Raw genomic sequence first — 23,983 nt, 5'->3', positions numbered from 1 at the left:
TATAGAGGAGTAAAATTTACTCCTCTATTTAATAATCTTAAATTATTTTGCAAGGTGGTGTTATTATTAAAAAGCTTATTAAAAATGGGATAATTGTGAATTATGATTGTATACTTAAAGGTGATATCCTTATTGATAATTCAGAAATAATAAAAGTTGACAAAAATATTGAAAGTAATTGTGAAGATATTGTTGATGCAAAGGGTAATTATGTTTTTCCTGGTTTAATAGATGCTCATACCCATCCAGGGCTTCCTGAAGATTTAGGCTTTAAAAAAGATACGGATGATTTTTATACAGAAACAAAAGCTGCCCTAAAAGGGGGAACAACTACTATATTTGACTTTGCTGAGCAAAAAAAAGGTGAAAGACTTTTAGATGCATTAGAAAAAAGAAAAAGTAGATATAAAAACAGTTCAGGGTGCAAATATGAGTTTCATGTAGCAGTAACATCAGTTGGAAAGGATACTTATGAACAACTTAGGGAAATAAAGGATGCCGGTATTAACAGTATTAAAATATATACTACCTATGATATGAAGCTTAAGCATGAGGAAATATTAACCTTGTTTGATTATTGTGCTAAGCTCAATATTACCGCTTTAATACATTGTGAGGAAGATTCGATTATAAGATATAGTTCCAAGAACACCAGCTTTCCTATGACAAGGCCAAAGGAAGCTGAAGAAAATATGGTAAATACAGTTATTAATTTTTCAAGACTTACAGGATGCAGAGTGTATATATGCCATGTGTCTTCTAAAGATAGTATGGAACTAATAAAAAGGGCTAAGGAAGATGGACTGCCAATTATAATGGAAACATGTCCTCAGTATTTAATTTTTGATGATAGCATATATAACATTGAACAAAAAGAAAGAACAAAATATATATTATCGCCACCTTTTAGAGAGGTGAGTCATAAAGAGCCTTTGATAAAGGCATGCTTAGATGGTACAGTAGATTTAATATCAACAGACCATTGTGCATTTTTATTCAAGGAACATAAGGAAAAGTATTGTTTAAATCTTGAAAAAGCTGCAAAAGGAATGCCAGGAATACAACTTAGAAGCAGTATAATTTATAATCTTTTAGTTGTTAATTATGGATTGGACATAAAAGACTATGTGAAGCTTTTAAGTTATAATCCAGCCAAGATTTTTGGCCTAAAGGATAGAGGCTATATAAAACCTGGTATGAAAGCGGATTTAGTAATATGGAGTAATGAAAAATTTAAAGTGAATATGAGAGATATTATAGAAGGTACGGATTATTCTCCCTATGAAGGCTTTGAACTTATTGGTAAACCTTTGTATACAAATATTGCGCTTTAATATAGTTAAAACATGTTAAAAAAATATAAAAAATAAATATTAGAATTATTCAAATTACTACTTATTTGTTTCATTAGTTTATTGTATAATAATTATACTCAAGAAAAGGTTATAGGGGGATATATGAATACAATAAAAAAATGGCGGACAAGATTAAGTTTAGTTTTATTGACATGCCTGTGGACTTTCGCTATGTATTCTGATAAAAAAAATGAACCTGTATATTCTAATACTATTATGAAAAGACACCTTATAGTTATTTCTATAGATGCTTTGAGTTCAAATGACTTTGAACAAATTGCAAAACTTTCTAATTTTAAAAAGTTAATTGATAATGGCAGCATTGTAAGAGAAGTTACAGGTGTTTATCCGTCATTAACATATCCTTCGCATACAACCATAGTTACAGGTGTTTATCCTTATAAACATGGAATAATTAACAATAAACTAAAGCAGATAGGAGTCAAAGAGCAGGATTGGTACTGGTACAGTAAGGATGTTAAGGTACCTACACTTTATGGTGCTGCTAAAAATAAGAACATGGAAGTCGCTGCTTTAGGCTGGCCTGTTACTGCAGGTGCTGATATTAAATATAATATTCCGGAAATATGGTCAAATGAAGCTCAAGAGGACCAATTTGATCTATTTAGGAAATATGGAACTGCCCCTCTTGTAAATATGATGAAAGAAAAGTATGGTAAAAGTGTTATAGGAAGAAAGCAGCCAGAGCTTGATAATTTTATTGCTGATTCAGCAGCATTTATTATAAAGCAGAAAAGACCGGGATTAATGCTGATTCACTTATCAGAGCTAGATTCTAAAAAACATGCTTACGGAATCCATAATGAAAAAGTTTTAGAAGCTTTCAAAAGGCAGAATGAAAGACTAGGTAAGATAATTAATGCAGTTAAAAAAGCAGGAATAGAGAGCAGTACAACATTTGTAATTACTGGTGATCACGGTTTTTCTAATATTAATAATAAAATAAATGTAAATTCAGAACTTCGAAGGCAAGGACTGATAAAGGTAGATAATAATTCAAATGTTTTAGATTGGAAAGCTTATGTAAATGCTTGTGATGGTTCGGCTTATGTATATATAAAAGATAAGGATGATGTTGAAACAAAGAAAAAGGTGACAACCATCTTGAATGATTTACTAATGTCTAATTATTCAGGTGTTGAAAGAGTCTTTAATAACTCAGATATATGCAAACTTGGAGCAGATAGGAATGCTGAATTTATGCTTGAGGCTAAAGAAGGGTATTATTTTTCAAATGATTGGCAAGGGGATAATTTAATCGAGGTAAGTAAAGCATCAGGTACTCATGGCTACTTGCCAACAAAAGCGGCACTTCAAACAATGTTTATAGCTTCTGGAAGCGGAGTTAAAAAGGGTATCAATCTTAGATCCATGAATATGGTAGATGAAGCACCTACCTTAGCAAAATTGCTTGGAGTAGAACTTAATGATGTGGATGGATATGCACTAAATCAAATATTAAAGTAAAAAGTTAGCTGCAGATTGCTTAATCTGCAGCTAACTTTTTAGTAACTATATTCAATGAAAAAAACTATTGATATAATAAAAGGATAGGAACATCTATTTGGTTTTTAACAAATTGAAGAGAGGGAGCTGATTGTATGGCGGGAAAGCTTAAATTTATACATACTGCTGACATACATCTGGGTAGTATACTGCATCTAAGTTGTGATCCACGGGAAGATATATTAGATTTAGTAAATAATTCAACTTATTATGCATTTGAATATATATGTAGTTTTGCTATTGAAAATAATGTAGACTTTATTATTATCTCAGGAGATCTTTATGATAAGGAAGCAAGGTCGGTGAGGGCCAGCAAGTTTTTTATAGAACAGTGTGAAAGATTAAGGGAAAATAATATAAAGGTTTATCTTATCTATGGTAATCATGATCCACTTACAAAGGAAACAGATATATTTCATATGCCAGATAATGTTTTTACCTTTGATAGTAATAATGCAAATAGTATTGATTATTTCAACAGAGATGGGGAATTAGCAGCCAGAATAGTTGGACAGTCCTATAAAACTGCAGCTGAATCAAGAAAAATGCATAAAACATATGTAGTACCTGATAATTCTGTATATAATATCGGGCTACTGCACACTCAACTGAATAGTAACAATAAAAACTATGTTCCAAGTACTAGCATTGAACTAAAAGAAAATGTCAATATTGATTATTGGGCTCTTGGCCATATACATAAGTTTAATATAGTCAATAAAGATACACCTACCATAGTTTATCCAGGAATACCTCAAGGTAGAGACATAGGTGAAGAGGGTATGGGAGGAATAATTTTAGCTGAGGTTGAAGATAAAAGTTTAATAAATCTTCAATATATAACTACATCCTTAGTGGTATGGAAAAAGGTTGAAATAAAAATAGACGAAGATAAAGAAAATATTCCGGAAAATTTAAGTGATCTTGAAGATATAATGCTTAAAAAAGCTGAGAGTATAGTAGAAGAATATAATAATATATCAAAAATAAATGGAACTATAGAAAATCCTCCATTAAAAGGATTTGTTGTGCAATGGATTATTAGTGGTATGGGTGCTATAAATGATATTATTAAGCAAAGTAGGGATGAGATAGTTCAAGTATTAACAAAAAGCTTAAATGATAAACTTTTAAATAATTTACCATTTATTTTGTCAGACTCTATAGAATTTAAAACCTCCACTTTTGATTTAAATATTGATAAAATCATAGCTGAAAATCAAATTTTTCGTGAAGTAGACAAGGTAGTACAGTGCTGCTTTAGAGATGATAAAATGAAAATGGATTTATTAAAAGCTATGGGAGATGTTTACGAATATTCGGATGATGTTGAAAATTACAACGAACAAAAACTTCAAATTGATGAAAAAGAGCTTAGTGAAATTATATTAAAGGCAAGGCAGTTAGCTTTTGAAAAACTTTTAGAGAGAGGTGACTAATTTGAGAATTAAAAGGCTTTATATAGGGGATTTTGGAGTGTTCAAAAATCAAACTTTGGATAATTTAAATTCAGATATAATTGTAATTGGTGGCTTCAATAGGGCCGGAAAGTCCACTTTTCTCGAAATATTAAGATATTTAGGCTATGGTATACCAAATGGTTCTAAGTTACCTAAACCTACTGTACAATATATGATAGATTCAGATATTCTTAATGAAGACGGGTGTAAATATAATGTTAGGTTGCAAGGATACAGCGAACCAAAGGTTACAGCGCTTAATAATTTCAGTGAAACTACTATAAATGAACTCTATGGTAATATAGATTTCTATACATATAGCCAGCTTTTTACTATTACCTTAGATGAACTTCAAAAGGTAAATTCAAAGGAGGCTGAAAGATTACGTACTGTACTTATGGGGGCAGGCTTTGAAGAGATAGTCCAAATTCCGTCTATTACTACTGAATTAAAAAAAGATGCAGAAAAAATTGGGGGGAAAAATGGAAGTGTTAATACTAAACTATTTAAACCTTATAATCAGAAAATTATCGATTCTATAAAGATAAAGCAGGAAGAAAAACGAAAAATTAATTTATATTATGAAAAAGTTAAGGATTTAGAAGTAACTGAGCAGAATATAATTAATGAAACTATGGAATTAGAAACTTGGGAAAATAAGCTATTTCTTTTAGATATAATAAAAAGCAGTATTGATAAGTACCAAATTAAGATAGAATTACAGGAAGAAGTGGACGAATTAAAGAAGTATAATACTGAAGAATTTTGTAAAATTAACAAAACATATTCGGTTGAAGGTTTAGAAAATTTAAGAGATAGATACTATAATATAAAAGAAAAATACAATGAAGTTGTATACTATTTCAAATCTAATATTTTAGAGGATATATCAGCGGCGGACATTTTAAGAAAAGTTAGCGATAAGATATTTAATTATGAAAAAAGACTTCCAGGAGTAAAAGAAAAACTACAAAAATATTTTAGTCTTAAGGAGTTATATGAGGAAGAAAAAAATAAAATTATAAGTGAATGCAATCTTGTTAATGAAGAATTCAAGGGAAACCTAAATAGTGTATTAAATATAAAATGTGATGATTTATCTCAGGATAAGCTTCTAAAATTGTCTACTATGTATAACTCATTAAGTAACGAAATAAAACAGCTTGATAGCGAAATTGAAGATATTAATTTTAAAAGAACTATTTTAGAAAAGCAAGTTAAGGATATAAAGCTTAATAATAATGGTGATTTTATAAAAAAGTATCTATTAATTTCTTTAGGAATTGCATTGATAGGTATACTTTTAAGTATAGTTAATAGTGTAGCTGGACTTAGCATTAGTCTAGTAGGGGTTGTAAGTACGGCCTTATATATGGTTATAAGGTATATTTCAAGTAATGGAAATGAAGCAAAGAATAGAGTGCTTATCAATGAACTAAAAGAATTAAATATTGTAAGAGAAAGTAAGAATTTAAAGTTATCAAAAATCGATACTGAATTTGATAGAGTTAATGAAGAGATATGTTACTATACAAAACAACTTCAACTGAAAGAAGATATTTCTTTAGAGGGGTTAAGGGACTACCTTAAAAATATACAATCTTTAAAAAAAGATATAGTTATTTTGTCTCAGAGAGGAAAAAAGTTAGCAGAGTTGCAAGAGGAAATGGTAAACGAGTTTAAATCCATGGAGGCAATTGTATTAAATTTGCAGTATTTAAAAGGTATGGAGTTTGATAATATTTTAAGTAAAGATGATAAACCCAATAAGAAGGGTTTATTGGATAAAGAATTGGAGTATATGGACTATAGATATATGGAATATAACCAATATTTTCTCTCGGATATAGAAAAATTAATTGATGATTGCAAGTTTTTAGAAAAGTATGACCACATATTAAATGAAAAACAAAGCTTAGAGAGCATTATAAAAAATATATTATGCTCAAAAAACTTTGATGATGATATAGTTACTATGCTGGATAACTTTATATACGGATACAAGATGTTTATAAAATATATAGAGGCTAAAGGAAAGCTAAGTATAATAACAAGGGAAATACATCAAAGTTTTGGCACAGATAAAGCAAGGATGGCATTGAACAGTTACTATTTTAACTCGGATGAGGCAGTGGAAAATACTACACTAATAAATAAAATATATAATGAAGTAAGTTCAAAAGAGCTGCTGCAGAGCGATTATGAAGCTGCTCGAATAAAGGTTGAAGAAATTCAGTTAAGACTCGATAGTGAAAAGGATAAAAGACAATATCTGAGAGAGGAAATAAAAAGGCTCTCAACAGTAGCTAAATTAGAAATGGCACAAAGGGAAATTGATCAAGCTAGAGCAGAATTAAAAATATTGGCTGAAAGATATGCAGTAAATAATGTTGCTGCTTATATATTAGATAGAGTACAAGAAAATTTTATAGAAAACGCTAAGGAAACTATGCTAAAAGGTGCTAGTGAAATGTTTGAAGAAATTACAAATGGTGAATATGTAAATATAATGCCAGTTGAGGATATCACTAAAAATGATTATGCAGTTGCTCTTGAAGATGATAATATAGAATCATCAACAGACTTTTTAAGTAGAGGAACAGCAGAACAGCTTTTCTTATCTGTTAGGCTTTCTAAGCTAAAGGAAATAAGGACTGCATTGCCTGTAATTTTAGATGATCCATTTGTTAATTTTGATAGTCCGCATGTAGATAAAGTAATGAAAATTCTTGATAGACTTTCAAAAACTAATCAAATTTTCGTTTTAACTTGTCATCCTCAGATGATAACAAATATTATGAAATGCAATGCAAATGCTCAGTATTATAAACTTGAAAAAGGAAAAATTTCCTCTTCTGACGCAAATAAACTAATTGAATATTTATCGAATAAGTAATAAATTATACTTATATTAAAAAATAATATATATTTATAGATTTAAAGAGGTGAGATTCTTGAGGATAAATCCAATTACACTGATATTATTGCTACTTTTAATTTTACCTGTATTAAAAGGATTCATTGTAAAGTTTTCTTCTAATAATTTAAAGCAAGGAATTCAAGAATTGAGTAGTAATGTATCATTTATTGCAGCCATATTTATAGGAATTTATTTTTATAGGAGAGTATTTGTACAGCATGATAGTTTTTTATATAAGTATATTGTTAATATTTCACCTAAAAATCTAATGGATTATTTTGATAGTAATCCAATTATGACATACGCTATAATAATACCACTTATAATTCTATTATTCTATAAGCTTTTAAGTCTGGCATTGGATTTTGTCAATAGATTTACATTTTATCCGCTAGCAGATAATATAGAAAATGTTTTAGAGCATAGAAGCGATTTTAGTAAAAGACTTATTGGTGCTATTTTTAGGGTTCCTAAGTCTATATGCTATATTCTATTTGCAACTTTTTTACTGAATGCAATATCAATACTAAATATTAATATAGGGATATCACAATATTTAGAAACATCGACCTTATACAATTACCTTTGTAAAGAAGTTGTTATTCCTGTTTCAAATTCAAAGATTGCAAAACAATTACCAAATATTATAAATAATTCTTTTAAAGTTGTAGTTAAGGAAGTAGATGTTTCTGACCCAAAGAATGAAAGTAACGGAAAGAGAGTTATAGTATATTATAATGGAATAACTCTGGACGAAGGAGTAAAGTCTAACAGCAAAATTGATAATTTGGCAAGGGAATTAACTGCAGGAGAAACTTCAGGTAAAGGAAAAGCAAAAATTATTTATAATTGGGTTGGAAGCAATGTAGATTATGATCATGATAAAGCGGAGCAGGTCTTAAATAATGATTTTAACATAAAATCAGGGGCAATACCAACTTTTAATACAAGAAAAGGAATTTGCTTTGATTACTCTTGCCTTTATGTAGCAATGTGTAGAGCAAATGGCTTAAAAGTAAGAATTATAACTGGAGAAGGGTTTAATGGCGTAAGCTGGGTTAGTCACGCTTGGAATCAAGTTTATATACAAGAAGAGTCCAGATGGATTAATGTAGATACAACTTTTTATAAGGGAGGTAACTATTTTAATAGCAGAAGATTTGACATGGACCATAGAAATGCAAAAATTGCGGGAGAGTGGTAATTTAAATATAAAAACATTGTAAAAGTTAGATGCTTTTTCTTCCATTATAGTTTATAATAGGAGTATAGTAACTACAGAGGTGGAATTTATGTCAAAAAAAAGAACTAGCATTTTTAGGAGAACAAACACAAAAAAAGCGTTAATATACGGAATTATTTTTTTAGCTATAGTGGTTAGTTTATCATATATTATTAGCAACAAATTTTCAAATAAAAATAATGTAGTAGTAAGCGCTGCTAATGTGCCTAAAAAAGTTGAAATTAAGACAAATTCAAATGAAAAGCCAAAGATAGAAAATCAAGAAAATGTAAAAACTACTTCAAATAATTTAGTACAGAAAAACGAAAATATAAGTAATGCTAAGGAAACAAAGAATGATAATCCACCACAAAATAATGTACAGGCTTCATTTATAAACCCATTCAATAAAGATGGGAAAAAAGCTGCATATTTAACTTTTGATGATGGACCATCAGCTAATACTCCGCTAATTCTAGATACGTTAAAGAAGTACAACATTAAGGCTACATTTTTTGTAATAGGTAAAATGGCTAATGAAAATAAGGAAATGTTAAAAAGAGAAAAGGCTGAGGGACATTCAATAGGAAACCATACTTATTCCCACGATTATAAATATATATATGCAGATCCGAAGAATTTTTTGGATGATTTAAATAAGAATAATGAAATAATAGCTAGTATATTAGATGGATACACAACAAAAATTATTAGATTTCCAGGTGGTTCTTTTGGCGACAAAAGGGCTCCATATAGAGAAGCAGTTGAAAAGGCCGGATATCATTATGTAGATTGGAATGCATTAAATGGTGATGCAGAAGCTACTTTAGTACCAGTGGACAAGCTTTTAGTTAGGCTTAAAACCACAGTAGGAAATCAAGAACATGTAGTTGTTTTAATGCATGATGCTCCTGGAAAAACCACAACAATTCAGGCTTTACCTCAAATCATTGAATATCTAAAAAGCCTTGGATATGAATTTAGAACATTGTAATAGATGGTGCTTAAACTTATTAATGCTTAAGCACCATTTTTATAATTACTTACAATTAGGTTTATTGCTTTTTCACAATCTTTATCGGAGTTGTCTAACGCCCAAGCGGTATTAAAATATATTAATGCTTTTTTATTGTTTTTCATCATAGTATAACAGTATCCAAGATTAAAAAAGTATCTGCTCTCTTTTTTCTTAGAAATTGCAGATTTTAATAGTGATATAGCTTTATCATATTGGCTTAGTTTAATAAAACATACTGCAGCATTATAAAAGGCAGCTGCTTCATTTTCTTTAGTTTCAATTGCCTTTTGATACATAGCAATAGCTCTTTTATAGTCTTTGGTATTATAAAGCTCATTTGCTTTCTGAAAGTAACTCATGAAATTCCTCCCATGTTAAATTTAAATTAATAAGTTTATATTGCAATTTTATTTTTTATTTATGAAAAATATTCCATTTAAATACTGTCCAAAGGTAATTTAATTATTCAGTTAATCAGAAAATTCTTATATGAATAATTTATTGCGTATAACAAAAAATAATTTTACAAAAATATATAGTGGAAACGTTTAGAAAGTGCAAGAATTCAAAATTGTAGAAATTTAGACGTTATTGAGTTAAAAATACTCAAATATTCAATAAAAGATATACTTATCTTTTTCTATCATCAAAATAGACTGTTCTATTTAATTTTAAAATTAAAAATTTATGTTATAAAATGTATCAGTGCATCAGAGATATTTAACAAAATATTATATTATAATGGTATAATGGTAAGTTACCTAGTATATTTTAGCTTAATAACCACCAAACTAACCTAATGAAAAGATTACATTATGATTATATGAATTTTGTGATAAAAAACGACTAAATTAGCGAAAATATGAGCTTGATTTATAATTATTACCGTATATAATATTTCCTATGTAGGTATATAATGGAGGAATTTTAAAATTGGATAGTGAAGTAAAAAACATGCTCAAGAAAGTAGCACTATTTGATGTGATTGTAGGAAGTGCTTTGTTTATTCTTGTAACCATAGTTTATGGATTAAATTATGGGATCATGTGCACTTTAGGCTTATTAGTAGGTGCTTTGAACTATAATATAAATGGTATTATAATAAACCATTTGCTATCAAATGAGCATTTCAAACATAATATATTTACTTCATTAATAGGCTTTTTAAGAGTATTTATTATATGTTTGATAGCAATAATAATCTATAAGTACAATAGAATGAATGTACTTGCGTATGTGCTTGGCTTTTGTTCTCATTTCATTTCTTTGGTGCTATATGGAATTAGTGTTAGAAATAAGTAGAGGAAGGAAGTGATAATTTGGATAATGCTTCTCATTCATTGTTTGATATAACATTATTTGGTCATGTTTTTGGAGTATCAATCAATTTAGTAATCCAATGGGTTATTATGTTGATTATAACAATAGTGATCATTATATCAACTAGAAATCTTAATAAAGTGCCAGGTAAAAGACAAACAGTACTTGAGATGTTTGTATCTAGCATTAATGGTGTTGTTAAAGAAATAATGGGAAAAGAATACTTGTTTTTTGCACCTTATATAGGAGCTTTAGGGTTATTCTTACTACTAATGAATCTTACAGGGTTAGTGGGATTTGAACCTCCTACTGTTGATTACAGTGTATCATTAGGTATGGCTCTAACAACATTCATAATAATTCAAGCTTATGCAATTAAGAAGAATGGATTACTACACTATTTTACTGCCTATGGAAAGCCTTTTGTTTTTTTAGCACCTATAAATGTACTAGAAAGGTTCCTGCTTCCGTTATCCCTTAGCCTAAGATTATTTGGTAACATGATGGCTGGAGCTGCAGTAATGAGCCTAGTATATACTTCATTAAACCATATAGGATGGGTAGCACAGCTTGGAATTCCAATTCCCGTACATGCATATTTTGATATATTTGATGGTGGAATTCAAATGGTAGTATTCACAATGCTTACTATGGTTAATATTAAAATCATATCTGAGCATTAATAATTAATTGTTCAATACTAATATTTTTAACAACTTTTACAAAGTATAAACAATAATGAGAAAAAATTTCTCAATTATTTAATATTCAAATTACTAATATTTTTTAAATTTAAGGAGGATTTTAAAATGCAAGGAATAATAGCAATAGGTATAGGAATGTCAGTTCTAGTAGGTATAGGAGCTGGAATTGGAACAGGTCTTGCAACTTCAAAGGCTGTTGAAAGTGTAGCTAGACAACCAGAAGCTAGTGGTAAAATAACAACTTTATTAGCACTTGGTAGTGCGTTCTCAGAAGCTACTGCAGTTTATGGATTTATTATAGCATTCTTAATGTTAGCAAAGCTTTAATTAAGTGCCAAATCGCACCAAAAATTTAACCCTGAAGGGGGGGCTTTTAGGTAGATGGAAATAAATTATTTGACAGTAGTTGCTACTATGATTAACTTTATTATTTTAGTTCTTATTGTTACTAAGTTTCTTTTCAAGCCTGTAAATAATGTTATTACAGTCAGAGAAAATGAAATAAGTGATAGAATTCAAAAATCCGAAGATGATGAAAAGAAAGCAGAACTATTAAGAGTTCAAAGAGAAAAGGAATTGAAGGATGCTAAAAGCGAAGGTAAAGGCATAGTAGAAGAATTCAAGCATAAAGCCGAAAAAGTATCAGAAGATATTATAGGTGATGCAAAAAGCGAAGCTGATCAGTTAATGGAAAGGGCGAAAAAAGAAACCGAAAGAGAAAAACAAAAGGCTGAGGAAGAAATAAAAGCACAGGCCATAGAGCTTGCTATTATGTTATCTTCAAAAGCACTTGAAACTACCATTGATGAAGCTCAGCATAGAAGACTAATAGAGGATTTCATTGCTAAGGTGGGTATTTAAATATGTATGAATATTTGGATAGAAGATACGCCCTTGCCTTATATGAAGTAGCTGAAAATAAAGGCAAAGTTGATGAGTACTTAAAATTTGTTGAAGAGATTGCAAATCTTATTAATACAAATGAGGAATTACAGCAGCTTTTAAAACATCCACAGTTAAGTACTTCTAAAAAGAAGGAACTATTTAAAACAATATTTGTAGGAAAAATTGAAGAAGAATTATTGTCCTTTCTACTTTTACTTATAGAAAAAGATAGAATTTTTCAGCTCAATGAAATATTGGACCAAATGAAGAAAATTTACCTAGAAAAGCATGAAACTGTAATTGCCCAGGTAAAGACAGTAGTTCCGCTAAATGAGGTAGAAAAACAACAATTAGTAGATAAGCTTCAGAAAAAGTATGGCAAGACTGTACTTTTAAATGAAGAGATTGACAAGTCAATCATAGGTGGTGTTTATCTAAGAATTGGGAATGATATTATTGACGGAACAATTAAGTCAAAGTTCGAGGAAATTAGAAGTTTGACTCTTAAACGAGAATAGAGGTGAAACAATGAACATTCGACCTGAAGAAATTACTTCAATTATAAAACAGCAGATTGAAAAGTATGAGAAGAAGTTAGAAACAGTAGATTCAGGTACAATAATACAAGTTGGAGACGGTATCGCGAGAATTTATGGGCTTGATGACTGCATGGAAGGTGAGCTGTTGCTATTTTCAAATGGTGTTTATGGTATGGCTCTAAACCTTGAACAAGATAACGTTGGTGCAGTTTTATTCGGTGAAGAAAAAGGAATTAAAGAAGGCGATATAGTTAAGAGAACTGGCAGAGTTGTAGAGGTTCCAGTTGGTGAAGAACTACTAGGAAGAGTTGTAAATGCACTAGGAGCGCCAATAGATGGAAAGGGGCCAATAAATACTACTCATACAAGAGAAGTAGAAGTTAAGGCTCATGGAGTTATAGAAAGACAATCAGTTAAACAGCCTCTTCAAACAGGAATAAAGGTTATAGACGCTGCTATTCCAATAGGAAAAGGTCAAAGAGAACTTATAATAGGTGATAGACAAACAGGAAAAACTGCTCTTGCAATTGATACAATTATTAATCAAAAGGGCAAGGATGTTATATGTATTTATGTAGCTATAGGACAAAAGCAATCCACAGTAGCACATATTTATAATACTTTAGGTGAAATGGGAGCAATGGATTATACTATTATAGTATCTGCATCAGCTTCTGAATCAGCACCATTGCAGTACTTATCACCATATTCTGGATGTACTATGGGTGAATACTTTATGCATCAAGGAAAAGATGTTCTTATTGTATATGATGATTTGTCTAAGCACGCAGTAGCCTATAGAGCTATGGCTCTACTACTTAGGAGACCACCAGGAAGAGAAGCATATCCTGGAGACGTATTCTATCTTCACTCAAGGTTACTCGAAAGAGCTGCAAAGCTTTCAGATGAATTAGGTGGAGGTTCTATAACGGCTTTACCAATAATAGAAACACTAGCAGGTGACGTTACAGCTTATATTCCTACTAACGTTATTTCTATTACAGATGGTCAGATATTCCTTGAATCAGAATTGTTCTTTTCAGGACAGAGACCAGCTGTTAACTCTGGTATATCTGTATCAAGAGTTGGTGGAAGTGCTCAAATAAAAGCAATGAGACAAGTTGCAGGAAGCTTAAGATTGGAACTTGCTCAATATAGAGAACTTGCAGCCTTTTCTCAGTTTGGATCAGATCTTGATAAAGAAGCTAAGAAAAGACTTGAAAAAGGTAAGAGATTATCAGAAGTTCTTAAACAAGGGCAATATGAGCCTATGCCAGTAGAAAAGCAGGTAATGATTTTATATGCTGCAGTAAATGATTTTCTAACTGATATAGATGTAGATAGAATTAAAGAGTTTGAAAAGAGTTTCTTTGAATATATGGATACACACAATAGAGATTTAGGAAAGGCTATACTTGAAAAAGGAAGTCTTGATGAAGAAATTAAGAACTCTTTAAATGAAGCTATAAAAGAATTTAAAAAAGTGTTTTTAGCAGAGGAATAAAAAACCGCTGCGGGAGGTAAGGTATGGCAGGGTCAGGACTTATAGGAATTAAAAGAAGAATTAAGTCTGTAACTAATACTAAAAAAATAACTAAGGCCATGGGACTTGTTGCCACCGCTAAATTAAGAAAGTCCAGAGAAAAACTAGACATAAATAATAATTATTATGATTCTTTTGAAGGAATTATTAAAGATTTAGTTGATAGCCACGAAGGTTATAACATTTACAAGAGTGGTAACGAGAGCAGCAAAAAATTATATATAGTAATTACTTCAGATTCTGGTCTCTGTGGAGGCTTTAACGGTAACATAGTTAATAGAACTATAGATCAATTGAAGGTGCAAAACGGTAATTACTTGCTAAATGTAGCAGGGGAAAAAGGTATTGCATATTTTGAAAGGTTTAAATTTAATATAAATAAAAAGTATGTTGATATTTCAGATTTACCAACTCTTAAGGAAGCTAGAGATATTTCAAATGATGCTCTAGGGCTTTATGAAAATGGAGAAGTTGGAGAAGTTATTTTAGTGTATACTAGATTTATTTCTCCTGTTAAGCAAGAAGTGGTTTTTGAAAAGTTACTTCCTCTTGGAACAAAAAGTGAAGATGAATACAACTATGAAAAATATATAAAGTTTGAACCTGACATAGATTCAATTTTAAATAATGCTGCTCCAATTTATATTAAAGAAAAGATATTAAATTTAATGATTCATTCTAAGAGTAGTGAGCAATCTACTAGGATGTCTGCAATGGATGGAGCAACAAAAAATGCCAATGACTTATTAGATAAATATAAGTTGCAGTATAATAGAATGAGACAAGGTGCCATAACTCAAGAAATTTCAGAAATAGTAGGCGGAGCAGAGGCACAAAAGTAAGGAAGTAAAGGTCCTAAATGGGCTTTTACGGGTAACCCGCTAATGGAAACTGAAAGGCATGGGTTACTCGGTGTTTCGACTGAGAGGAGGAAAGCTGATGTCCAAAAACATTGGTAAAGTTGTGCAGGTTATAGGACCTGTAGTGGATATAAAATTTGATTCAGACAGCCTTCCTAGTATTTATAATGCTATTGAGATAACAATGCAAGATGGGAAAATTCTAGTAGCAGAAGTAGAACAACACGTAGGTGATGATATTGTTAGAACTATTTCCATGGAAGGGACCGATGGTCTAAGAAGGGGAATGGAAGCTGTAGATACAGGTAGTCCAATATCAGTACCAGTTGGTAAAGATGTTCTAGGAAGACTATTTAATGTTTTAGGTGAAACCATTGATGAAGGCGAAAAGGTTAATGCTGAATTAAAATATCCTATTCATAGAACTGCTCCAAGTTTTGAAGAGCAGTCAGTTCAACCAGAAATGTTTGAAACTGGTATAAAAGTAATAGATCTTATTGCTCCATATCAAAGGGGAGGAAAAATAGGTCTATTTGGTGGTGCAGGTGTTGGTAAAACAGTTCTTATACAAGAATTAATTAACAATATTGCAAAAGAGCACGGTGGTATATCAGTATTTACTGGTGTAGGTGAAAGAACAAGAGAAGGAAATGACCTTTATCGTGAAATGACGGAGTCTGGAGTTATCGAAAAGACTGCTATGGTATTTGGTCAGATGAATGAACCACCAGGAGCAAGAATGAGAGTTGCTCTTACAGGTTTAACTATGGCTGAATACTTTAGAGATCAAGGCCAAGATGTACTCTTATTTATAGATAATATTTTTAGATTTACACAAGCTGGTTCAGAAGTTTCTGCACTATTAGGTAGAATACCTAGCGCAGTTGGCTATCAACCAACACTTGCTACAGAAATGGGAGCCTTACAGGAAAGAATTACTTCAACAAAACAAGGATCAATTACATCAGTTCAGGCAGTATATGTTCCTGCTGATGACTTAACTGACCCGGCACCAGCTACAACTTTTGCTCACCTTGATGCCACAACAGTTCTATCAAGATCAATAGTGGAACTTGGTATATATCCAGCAGTAGACCCATTGGATTCGACATCAAGAATACTTGATCCAAGAATAGTTGGTGAAGAGCATTATAAAATTGCTAATGATGTAAAACATATACTTGAAAGATACAAAGAACTTCAGGATATAATTGCTATACTAGGTATAGATGAATTATCTGATGAGGATAAACTAGTAGTATCAAGAGCTAGAAAAGTTCAAAGATTTCTTTCGCAGCCATTTACAGTAGGTGAACAATTTACCGGTATTCCAGGCAAATTTGTTACTGTAAAAGAAACAATAAGGGGTTTTAAAGAAATAATGGAAGGCAAGCATGATGATTTGCCAGAAGCAGCTTTCCTTTTTGTTGGAACTATAGATGAAGCAAGAGAAAAAGCTAAGGCTATGATGGAAAGCTAAAAGGGGAGATCTTAAATGAAAGATACTTTAAAGCTTAGTATACTTACACCAGATAGAGTTTTATTTAGTGGAGAAATTAAAGAACTAATGACAGAAAACGAACTTGGTCGTATTTCCATACTTCCAAATCACGTTGCTATGATTTGTTCCTTAATTCCTACAGTAACAACATTTATTGAAGAAAATAGCAATGAAAAAAAGGTTTTTTCTTCTAGTGGAGTACTAAAAGTTAAAGAAAATGAAATCGAAATGCTCTGTGAAACTGCTGAATGGCCAGAAGAAATAGATATTGAAAGAGCTGAAGCATCTATGAAAAAAGCCGAAGAAATTTTGGAAAAAAGTAGTGGTCACGAAAATAAAAGAGCTGAACTAAAACTCAGAAGATCAATGATGAGAATTTTGGCAAAACACTAGGTAAAGGTCTAAATGATCTATGAATCATTTAGACCTTTTAATATTCTTATACATATTTAAAAGTTGAATAAAAGGTATTAAAGTTATATAATAATTAATATATTTTAATTATAAGTATCTTTTTATTAATACAAATTGGAACATATTTTTTTGCAATGTATAGCATATATTATCTAGTTGCTTATTACTTATAATAAACAGCATAGGTATTGTTCATTTTGAGAGGGGGGTAATTATATAGCTTTTGGGGCTATATTTTATATGGATAGAGTATTAAATGTAGGATTAGATGTTGGGTCTACAACAGTAAAACTAGTTGTCTTAAATGAAAATCATGTAATTTTATATAGCAGATATGAAAGACATTTTTCTGATATAAAAAATACAATTATAAATTTGCTTACAGATGCGTATAGTAATTTTACAGATAAAAACATTACAATGATGATTACAGGCTCTGGAGGACTTGCAGTTTCAGAGTGGCTGGATGTACCATTTATTCAGGAGGTAATCGCAGGAACAACTACTATTGAAAATTTTATTCCTCACACTGATGTAGCAATTGAACTTGGAGGAGAGGATGCAAAGATTACCTATTTTGAAGGTGGAGTAGATCAAAGAATGAATGGAACCTGCGCTGGAGGTACTGGTGCGTTTATAGATCAGATGGCATCTCTTCTTCAGACGGACGCCATAGGATTAAATGAACTTGCTAAAAACTTTAAAACAATTTATCCAATAGCATCTAGATGTGGTGTTTTTGCTAAAACTGATATACAACCGCTAATAAATGAAGGTGCATTAAAGGAAGATATTGCAGCATCAGTATTTCAAGCTGTTGTTAATCAAACTATTAGTGGACTAGCATGTGGTAAACCTATAAGAGGACAAGTGGCCTTTTTAGGAGGACCATTATACTTTTTATCAGAGCTTAGAAATAGATTTATTGATACTCTTAAACTAGGGGAATCAGAGGTAATCTTTCCAGAAAATTCTCAGCTTTTTGTTGCAATGGGTGCTGCTCTAGCATCAAGAAATCAAAATAAAATATCTTTTAAAAATATAATTGATAGAATTCCTAATTTAAAGGCTGCTGAAAATTATGAAGTTCCAAGATTAAGACCTCTCTTTATTAATAAGGACGAATTTATTGAGTTTAAGGAGAGACATAGTAAAAACACCATTTTGAAAGGTGACTTAAGTAAATTTAGTGGTAATTGCTATTTTGGAATTGATGCGGGTTCTACCACAACTAAAGCAGTGTTAATTGATGATAATGGAACACTTTTGTATTCCTATTATGGGAGCAATGAAGGTAGTCCATTAAAATCTGCAGTAAAAATATTAAAAAACATTTATAGTGTTTTACCTAAGGATGCTAAAATAGTAAATTCCACAGTAACTGGCTATGGAGAAGCTCTTTTGAAAACTGCACTATCTATTGATATTGGTGAGATAGAAACCATAGCTCACTATAAAGCTGCTGATTTTTTCCTTCCTGGAGTTGACTTCATCTTGGATATTGGTGGACAGGATATGAAGTGCTTAAGGGTCAAGAACGGCGTAATTGATAGTATATTATTAAATGAAGCTTGTTCTTCAGGTTGTGGTTCATTTATTGAAACTTTTGCAAATTCATTGAACTTAAAAGTTAGTGATTTTGCTGAGCAAGCGCTGACATCAGAAAAGCCAGTTGATTTAGGTTCACGATGTACAGTGTTTATGAATTCTAGAGTAAAACAAGCACAAAAGGAAGGGGCAAGTGTTGGAGATATATCTGCTGGACTTTCCTATTCTGTTATAAAAAATGCACTTTATAAAGTTATTAAGGTTAGAAACCCAGAAGAGATGGGTGATAAGATAATTGTTCAAGGGGGAACTTTCTACAATGATGCAGTTTTAAGAGCCTTTGAGCTTGTTTCTGAAAGGCAGCCTGTTAGACCTGATATAGCAGGATTAATGGGAGCCTTTGGTGCAGCGTTAATTTCAAAAGAAAGATATGAAGCTGGATATACAAGTACACTTCTTAAAGAGTATGAAATTGATGAATTTGAAACTAATGTAACCTTAAGAAGATGTGGACTTTGCGGTAATAATTGTCTTCTTACAGTGAATACTTTTGGGGACGGAAAAGAGTTTATATCCGGAAATAGATGTGAAAGAGGCTCTGGAATCGAAAAGAAAACTGAAGATATGCCTAATTTATATGATTATAAATATAAAAGGATATTTGGTTATAAAGCTCTAAAGAAGGAAGAAGCTAAAAGAGGAGTAGTTGGGATTCCTAGAGTATTAAATGTATATGAAAATTATCCATTTTGGCATACTTTCTTTACTGAGCTAGGCTACAGAGTCGAATTGTCACCAAGATCTTCTAAGGCAATTTATGAGATGGGTATTGAAACAATTCCGTCTGAATCAGTATGTTATCCAGCAAAATTGGTTCATGGACATATTATGAGTTTAATAAATAGGGGTATTAAATTTATTTTCTACCCTTGTATACCTTTTGAGAGAGTAGAACAACAAAATTCAGACAATCACTATAATTGTCCAATTGTTACTTCTTACGCTGAGACAATTAAAAATAATGTTGATATTTTAAAAAGCGATGAAATAAACTATATGAATCCTTTTTTACCTTTTGATGATAAAAAACGCTTATTAAAAAGACTTAAAGAAGAGTTTTCTGCACTTGGAATACCAAAAGAAGAAGTAAGTATTGCTGCAGAAAAGGCATGGCAGGAACTAGAAACATCGAGAAATGATATAAGAAAAAAAGGTGAAGAAGTATTAAAATATCTTAAGGATACAGGAAAAAAAGGAATAGTTCTTGCTGGTCGTCCTTATCATATAGATCCAGAAATTAATCATGGAATTCCTAATATAATTACAAGCTTTGGCATGGCAGTGCTAACAGAGGATTCCATAGATCATTTAGGTGAAATTGAAAGACCACTTAGAATAGTGGATCAATGGATGTACCATTCTAGATTATACGCTGCTGCAAGTTTTGTGGCTAAAGAGAATAACCTAGAATTAGTGCAATTAAATTCATTTGGCTGCGGTCTAGATGCAGTTACTACTGACCAGGTTCAAGAGATATTGTCCTATTATGAGAAAATATATACCGTACTAAAAATTGATGAAGGTAATAACTTAGGTGCAGCACGTATTCGTATAAGATCACTAAAGGCTGCTATGGAAGAGAGAGATAGAAATGGATTTAGACCAAAGAGGATATCTTACCCTCCTGAAAAAGTAGTATTTACTGCAAAGATGAGAGAGAAGCATACTATAATAGTTCCTCAAATGTCTCCAATACATTTTCAATTTTTAGAGGAAGCCTTTAGGGTTTCGGGATATAATTTTGAAGTGTTATCTTCAGTAGATAAAGGAGCTGTTGAGGAAGGACTTAAATACGTCAATAATGATGCTTGCTATCCATCTATAATGGTAGTTGGTCAAATTATAGAAGCTGTTAAGTCTGGAAAATATGATGTAAACAATCTTTCAGTTATGATATCTCAGACTGGTGGAGGATGTAGAGCTACAAACTATATTGGATTTTTGAGAAAGGCTTTGAAAGATGCAGGGTACGAAAATATACCGGTTATTTCTTTAAATGCAGTAGGAATGGAGAAAAATCCTGGATTTTCAATTACACCAGGACTACTAAATAAAGCAATGATGGGGCTTGTTTACGGAGACCTATTAATGCGAGTATTGCTTAAAGTTAGGCCTTATGAAAAAATAAAAGGTTCAGCCAATTTACTATATGAGTCTTGGGTAGATAAGTGTAAAAAATCGGTTAGATCAGGAGATAAAAAGTCTTTCAAGGAAAATATCAGAAAGATTGTAGAAGACTTTGATAACTTAGAAATTTTAGATATTAAAAAGCCAAGAGTAGGATTGGTTGGAGAAATATTAGTAAAGTTCCATCCAACAGCAAATAACAATGTTATTGAGGTTGTTGAAAATGAAGGCGCTGAAGCTGTTATGCCAGATCTTATAGACTTTTTACTGTATTGCGCTTACGATTCTAACTTTAAGCATGATTATCTCTCAGGTACTAAAATGCGTCAGGTGTTAAGTAATGCTTCAATTATTGGTATAGAGTGGTACAGAAGAGAGATGAAGAAAGCATTGGAAAAGTCCAATAGATTCGAAGCACCTAAAACAATTGCTGATCTTGCTGAAGGAGCAAAACCTATTCTTTCACTGGGAAATCAAACTGGTGAAGGATGGTTCTTAACCGCTGAAATGGTGGAACTTATCGAAAGCGGAGTGAAAAATATTATATGCATGCAGCCTTTTGCGTGTCTGCCAAATCATGTAACTGGCAAGGGTATGATTAAAGAACTGAAATATAGATATCCAGGTTCTAATATTACTGCAATAGATTATGATCCAGGTGCCAGCGAAGTAAACCAGCTTAATAGAATTAAACTTATGCTTTCAGTTGCATTTAAAAATCTTCCAAATGATGAGGTTATTTCAGCAATTGAAGAAGCTGCAAGTGATAAAAAGTTAGGTTTTGAAATGTAAATATAATTATAAATGTAAATCCATGGATGTTAAAATAGTCCATGGATTTTTCATTTAGAAGGAATGGTAATAAAAATGGTTTTAGTGAATTATTTGCTTAAAATTTATAATAACTAAAACTATAGTTTTTACTTTTCGCTAAATACCCATAACTTGTATCCAAGATAATTTGTAGCTTGTGCTAAAGTTGTAACTAAAATTTTTGATAAGTATATTCCTATATTGAAATTTGTTATTAGCACCTTCATAGCTATTATTGTTATAGAAAGTGAAACCAAGTTAACTATTACAAACTGAATTAGCTCATGCATGCTCTTTTTATTAGCTCTCTTGTCATCAAAAGTCCATTTTTTATTTAGCATAAAGCTATTCATTACTCCAAAACTGTAGCCAATGATTTGACAAAGGCTGTAGCCGAGTCCTAAAACCGACTGACTTAATGTAAACATTAGAAAATCAACAACAGTATTAATTACCCCTACAATTGAAAAGCGGGATATATGTTTTAGTTTTCCAAAGATAATACAATTAAATACTTTAGTTAACTGATTCGATGAAACTCGCATATGGTTCACCCTTTCATTTTTGTTACTTGTTTTTAAAGTATTACATTCTCTTTATTAAGAATTATAGCTATAAATTATAGAATTAGTGTCAAAGAAGTATGTGAATTTTATGTGATTACTGATTAAAAAAGAAGTAAATTATACAAATTGTATACACTATTAATTATTAGTTACTGTACAATTCAAGTTTTTTTGATGCTTTTTTTGAATTATTTCTTGCAAATATGACTTAAGTTATATAATATAAGTATTGTAGGATATGCGAATGAACATATATGATATACAAATAGCTATATATTTAAATAAAGCATAAGAATAGCTTTATAAAAGTTATTATGTGCATATTTGTCCAAGCATTAGAATTAGTGTATTTGAAGGGAGAAGTTTTTATGAAAATATTAGTAATAAATTGTGGCAGCTCTTCATTGAAATATCAGCTTATTGATATGAAAAATGAAATGTGCTTAGCACAAGGATTAGTTGAGAGAATAGGAATGGACGGTTCTGTTTTAACACAAAAGGTAGCTGGAAGAGAAAAGTATATTGTAAAGAAAGAAATGAAGGACCACCAGGATGCAATAAAGCTAGTGCTTGACACCTTAGTAGATGAGATGAACGGAGTAATTAAATCAGTAGATGAGATATCATCAGTTGGACATAGAGTTGTTCATGGCGGAGAAGCTTATTCAAGTTCAGTACTAATTGATGAAAAAGTTATGAAGGCTCTTGAAGATTGCTCAAAGCTTGCTCCACTGCATAATCCGCCAAACATTATTGGGATCAATGCTTGTAAAGCTCTTATGCCTAGTACTCCAATGGTAGCGGTATTTGATACAGCGTTCCATCAAACAATGCCTGAACATGCATTTATATATCCACTTCCTTATGAATTATATGAAAAAAATAAAATTAGAAAGTATGGATTTCATGGAACTTCTCATAAATATGTATCACAGATGGCTGCAAAAATGCTTAACATGGATATAAAAGATTTAAAAATAATATCATGCCATTTAGGAAATGGAGCAAGTATTGCAGCGATAAAAGGAGGTAAATCTATTGATACAAGTATGGGTTTTACTCCACTTGCTGGACTAGCCATGGGAACAAGGTCAGGAGATATTGACCCAGCAATTATTACTTATATGATGGAGGAAATGGATTTATCTGCTAATGAAGTTTCTAATATAATAAATAAAAGGTCAGGAGTACTTGGAATATCAGGATTAAGCAGTGATTTTAGAGATCTTGGAGCAGCAGCTGATACAAACAAAAGAGCTAAGCTTGCACTAGATGTATTCCATTATAGGATAAAGACTTGCATTAGTGCCTATGCTGGAGCTCTTGGTGGTGTAGATTGCATCATATTCACAGCTGGAATTGGAGAAAATTCTGCCAGTTCAAGAGAAGCCTGCTGTGAAGGTTTAGAATTCCTAGGAATTAAAATTGATAAAGAGAAAAATAATATACATGGAGAAGCTGCTGATATAAGTTCTATAGATTCTGATGTTAAAATACTTGTTATTCCAACCAATGAAGAACTAATGATAGCTAGAGATACAAAGGAAATAGTTGAATTTAATAAATAACCATTTAAACACCTGCACATAGTTTTATGCAGG

At 31.2% G+C, this 23,983-nt stretch carries 19 protein-coding genes; 17 read left to right on the top strand and 2 right to left on the bottom strand.

Going from position 1 to position 23,983, the window contains the following annotated elements; all coding sequences use genetic code 11:
• Nucleotides 1-95: 95 nt before the first annotated feature.
• The 6 genes from bsdE14_RS00895 (at nucleotide 96) to bsdE14_RS00870 (ending at nucleotide 9,478) form a co-directional block, all read left to right on the top strand.
• Nucleotides 96-1,334: a dihydroorotase gene (locus bsdE14_RS00895; RefSeq protein WP_264848031.1), complete on the top strand. Its 1,239-nt coding sequence runs from the start codon at nucleotides 96-98 to the stop codon at nucleotides 1,332-1,334.
• A gap of 123 nt (nucleotides 1,335-1,457) precedes the next feature.
• Nucleotides 1,458-2,843, top strand: a complete 1,386-nt coding sequence (locus bsdE14_RS00890; RefSeq protein WP_264848029.1) for an alkaline phosphatase family protein — start codon at nucleotides 1,458-1,460, stop codon at nucleotides 2,841-2,843.
• Nucleotides 2,844-2,977: 134 nt separating this feature from the next.
• The gene (locus tag bsdE14_RS00885) at nucleotides 2,978-4,321 is read left to right on the top strand and encodes a metallophosphoesterase family protein (protein WP_264848028.1); all 1,344 of its coding nucleotides are present in this window, start codon (nucleotides 2,978-2,980) and stop codon (nucleotides 4,319-4,321) included.
• 1 nt (nucleotide 4,322) lies between these two features.
• A complete protein-coding gene (locus bsdE14_RS00880; RefSeq protein WP_264848027.1) occupies nucleotides 4,323-7,238 on the top strand; it encodes an ATP-binding protein in 2,916 nt (971 codons plus the stop codon).
• Between the two features lie 58 nt (nucleotides 7,239-7,296).
• Nucleotides 7,297-8,466 carry a transglutaminase-like domain-containing protein gene (locus bsdE14_RS00875; RefSeq protein WP_264848026.1) on the top strand — a complete coding sequence of 390 codons (1,170 nt, stop codon included), beginning with the start codon at nucleotides 7,297-7,299 and terminating at the stop codon, nucleotides 8,464-8,466.
• 88 nt (nucleotides 8,467-8,554) lie between these two features.
• On the top strand, nucleotides 8,555-9,478 hold the full coding sequence (locus bsdE14_RS00870; protein WP_264848025.1) for a polysaccharide deacetylase family protein: 924 nt from the start codon (nucleotides 8,555-8,557) through the stop codon (nucleotides 9,476-9,478).
• A gap of 26 nt (nucleotides 9,479-9,504) precedes the next feature.
• Here the strand turns inward: bsdE14_RS00870 and bsdE14_RS00865 are convergent, their stop codons facing one another.
• Complete coding sequence (locus bsdE14_RS00865) at nucleotides 9,505-9,861, bottom strand: tetratricopeptide repeat protein (protein ID WP_264848024.1); 357 nt, start codon at nucleotides 9,859-9,861, stop codon at nucleotides 9,505-9,507.
• Nucleotides 9,862-10,435: 574 nt separating this feature from the next.
• On the opposite strand from bsdE14_RS00865, the gene bsdE14_RS00860 reads away from it, so the two are divergent.
• The 10 genes from bsdE14_RS00860 to bsdE14_RS00815 all read left to right on the top strand — a co-directional run bounded on the left by bsdE14_RS00860 (nucleotide 10,436) and on the right by bsdE14_RS00815 (nucleotide 21,795).
• Nucleotides 10,436-10,804, top strand: a complete 369-nt coding sequence (locus bsdE14_RS00860) for an ATP synthase subunit I (RefSeq protein WP_264848023.1) — start codon at nucleotides 10,436-10,438, stop codon at nucleotides 10,802-10,804.
• Between the two features lie 17 nt (nucleotides 10,805-10,821).
• Complete coding sequence (locus bsdE14_RS00855) at nucleotides 10,822-11,505, top strand: F0F1 ATP synthase subunit A (RefSeq protein ID WP_264848022.1); 684 nt, start codon at nucleotides 10,822-10,824, stop codon at nucleotides 11,503-11,505.
• 126 nt (nucleotides 11,506-11,631) lie between these two features.
• Nucleotides 11,632-11,853 carry an ATP synthase F0 subunit C gene (gene atpE / locus bsdE14_RS00850; protein ID WP_264848021.1) on the top strand — a complete coding sequence of 74 codons (222 nt, stop codon included), beginning with the start codon at nucleotides 11,632-11,634 and terminating at the stop codon, nucleotides 11,851-11,853.
• 54 nt (nucleotides 11,854-11,907) lie between these two features.
• The gene (locus bsdE14_RS00845; RefSeq protein ID WP_264848020.1) at nucleotides 11,908-12,387 is read left to right on the top strand and encodes a F0F1 ATP synthase subunit B; all 480 of its coding nucleotides are present in this window, start codon (nucleotides 11,908-11,910) and stop codon (nucleotides 12,385-12,387) included.
• A 2-nt stretch (nucleotides 12,388-12,389) separates the two neighbouring features.
• Nucleotides 12,390-12,929, top strand: coding sequence for a F0F1 ATP synthase subunit delta (locus bsdE14_RS00840; protein WP_264848019.1), 540 nt, complete (start codon nucleotides 12,390-12,392; stop codon nucleotides 12,927-12,929).
• 10 nt (nucleotides 12,930-12,939) lie between these two features.
• Nucleotides 12,940-14,454, top strand: coding sequence for a F0F1 ATP synthase subunit alpha (gene atpA / locus bsdE14_RS00835; RefSeq protein ID WP_264848018.1), 1,515 nt, complete (start codon nucleotides 12,940-12,942; stop codon nucleotides 14,452-14,454).
• Nucleotides 14,455-14,477: 23 nt separating this feature from the next.
• On the top strand, nucleotides 14,478-15,335 hold the full coding sequence (atpG, locus tag bsdE14_RS00830; RefSeq protein ID WP_264848017.1) for an ATP synthase F1 subunit gamma: 858 nt from the start codon (nucleotides 14,478-14,480) through the stop codon (nucleotides 15,333-15,335).
• Nucleotides 15,336-15,432: 97 nt separating this feature from the next.
• Complete coding sequence (gene atpD / locus bsdE14_RS00825; RefSeq protein WP_264848016.1) at nucleotides 15,433-16,833, top strand: F0F1 ATP synthase subunit beta; 1,401 nt, start codon at nucleotides 15,433-15,435, stop codon at nucleotides 16,831-16,833.
• A gap of 15 nt (nucleotides 16,834-16,848) precedes the next feature.
• Entirely contained in the window at nucleotides 16,849-17,247 is a 399-nt protein-coding gene (gene atpC, locus bsdE14_RS00820) for an ATP synthase F1 subunit epsilon (protein WP_264848015.1), read from the top strand.
• A gap of 261 nt (nucleotides 17,248-17,508) precedes the next feature.
• Complete coding sequence (locus tag bsdE14_RS00815; protein ID WP_264848014.1) at nucleotides 17,509-21,795, top strand: 2-hydroxyacyl-CoA dehydratase; 4,287 nt, start codon at nucleotides 17,509-17,511, stop codon at nucleotides 21,793-21,795.
• Between the two features lie 128 nt (nucleotides 21,796-21,923).
• On the opposite strand, the gene bsdE14_RS00810 is transcribed toward bsdE14_RS00815, so the two are convergent.
• Entirely contained in the window at nucleotides 21,924-22,361 is a 438-nt protein-coding gene (locus bsdE14_RS00810) for a GtrA family protein (RefSeq protein ID WP_264848013.1), read from the bottom strand.
• Nucleotides 22,362-22,750: 389 nt separating this feature from the next.
• On the opposite strand from bsdE14_RS00810, the gene bsdE14_RS00805 reads away from it, so the two are divergent.
• A complete protein-coding gene (locus bsdE14_RS00805; protein ID WP_264848012.1) occupies nucleotides 22,751-23,950 on the top strand; it encodes an acetate kinase in 1,200 nt (399 codons plus the stop codon).
• Nucleotides 23,951-23,983 lie beyond the last annotated feature (33 nt).

This window comes from Clostridium omnivorum (genome assembly GCF_026012015.1).
Lineage (GTDB): Bacteria > Bacillota > Clostridia > Clostridiales > Clostridiaceae > Clostridium_AX > Clostridium_AX omnivorum.
This window is presented reverse-complemented; position numbering and strand designations above follow the sequence as displayed.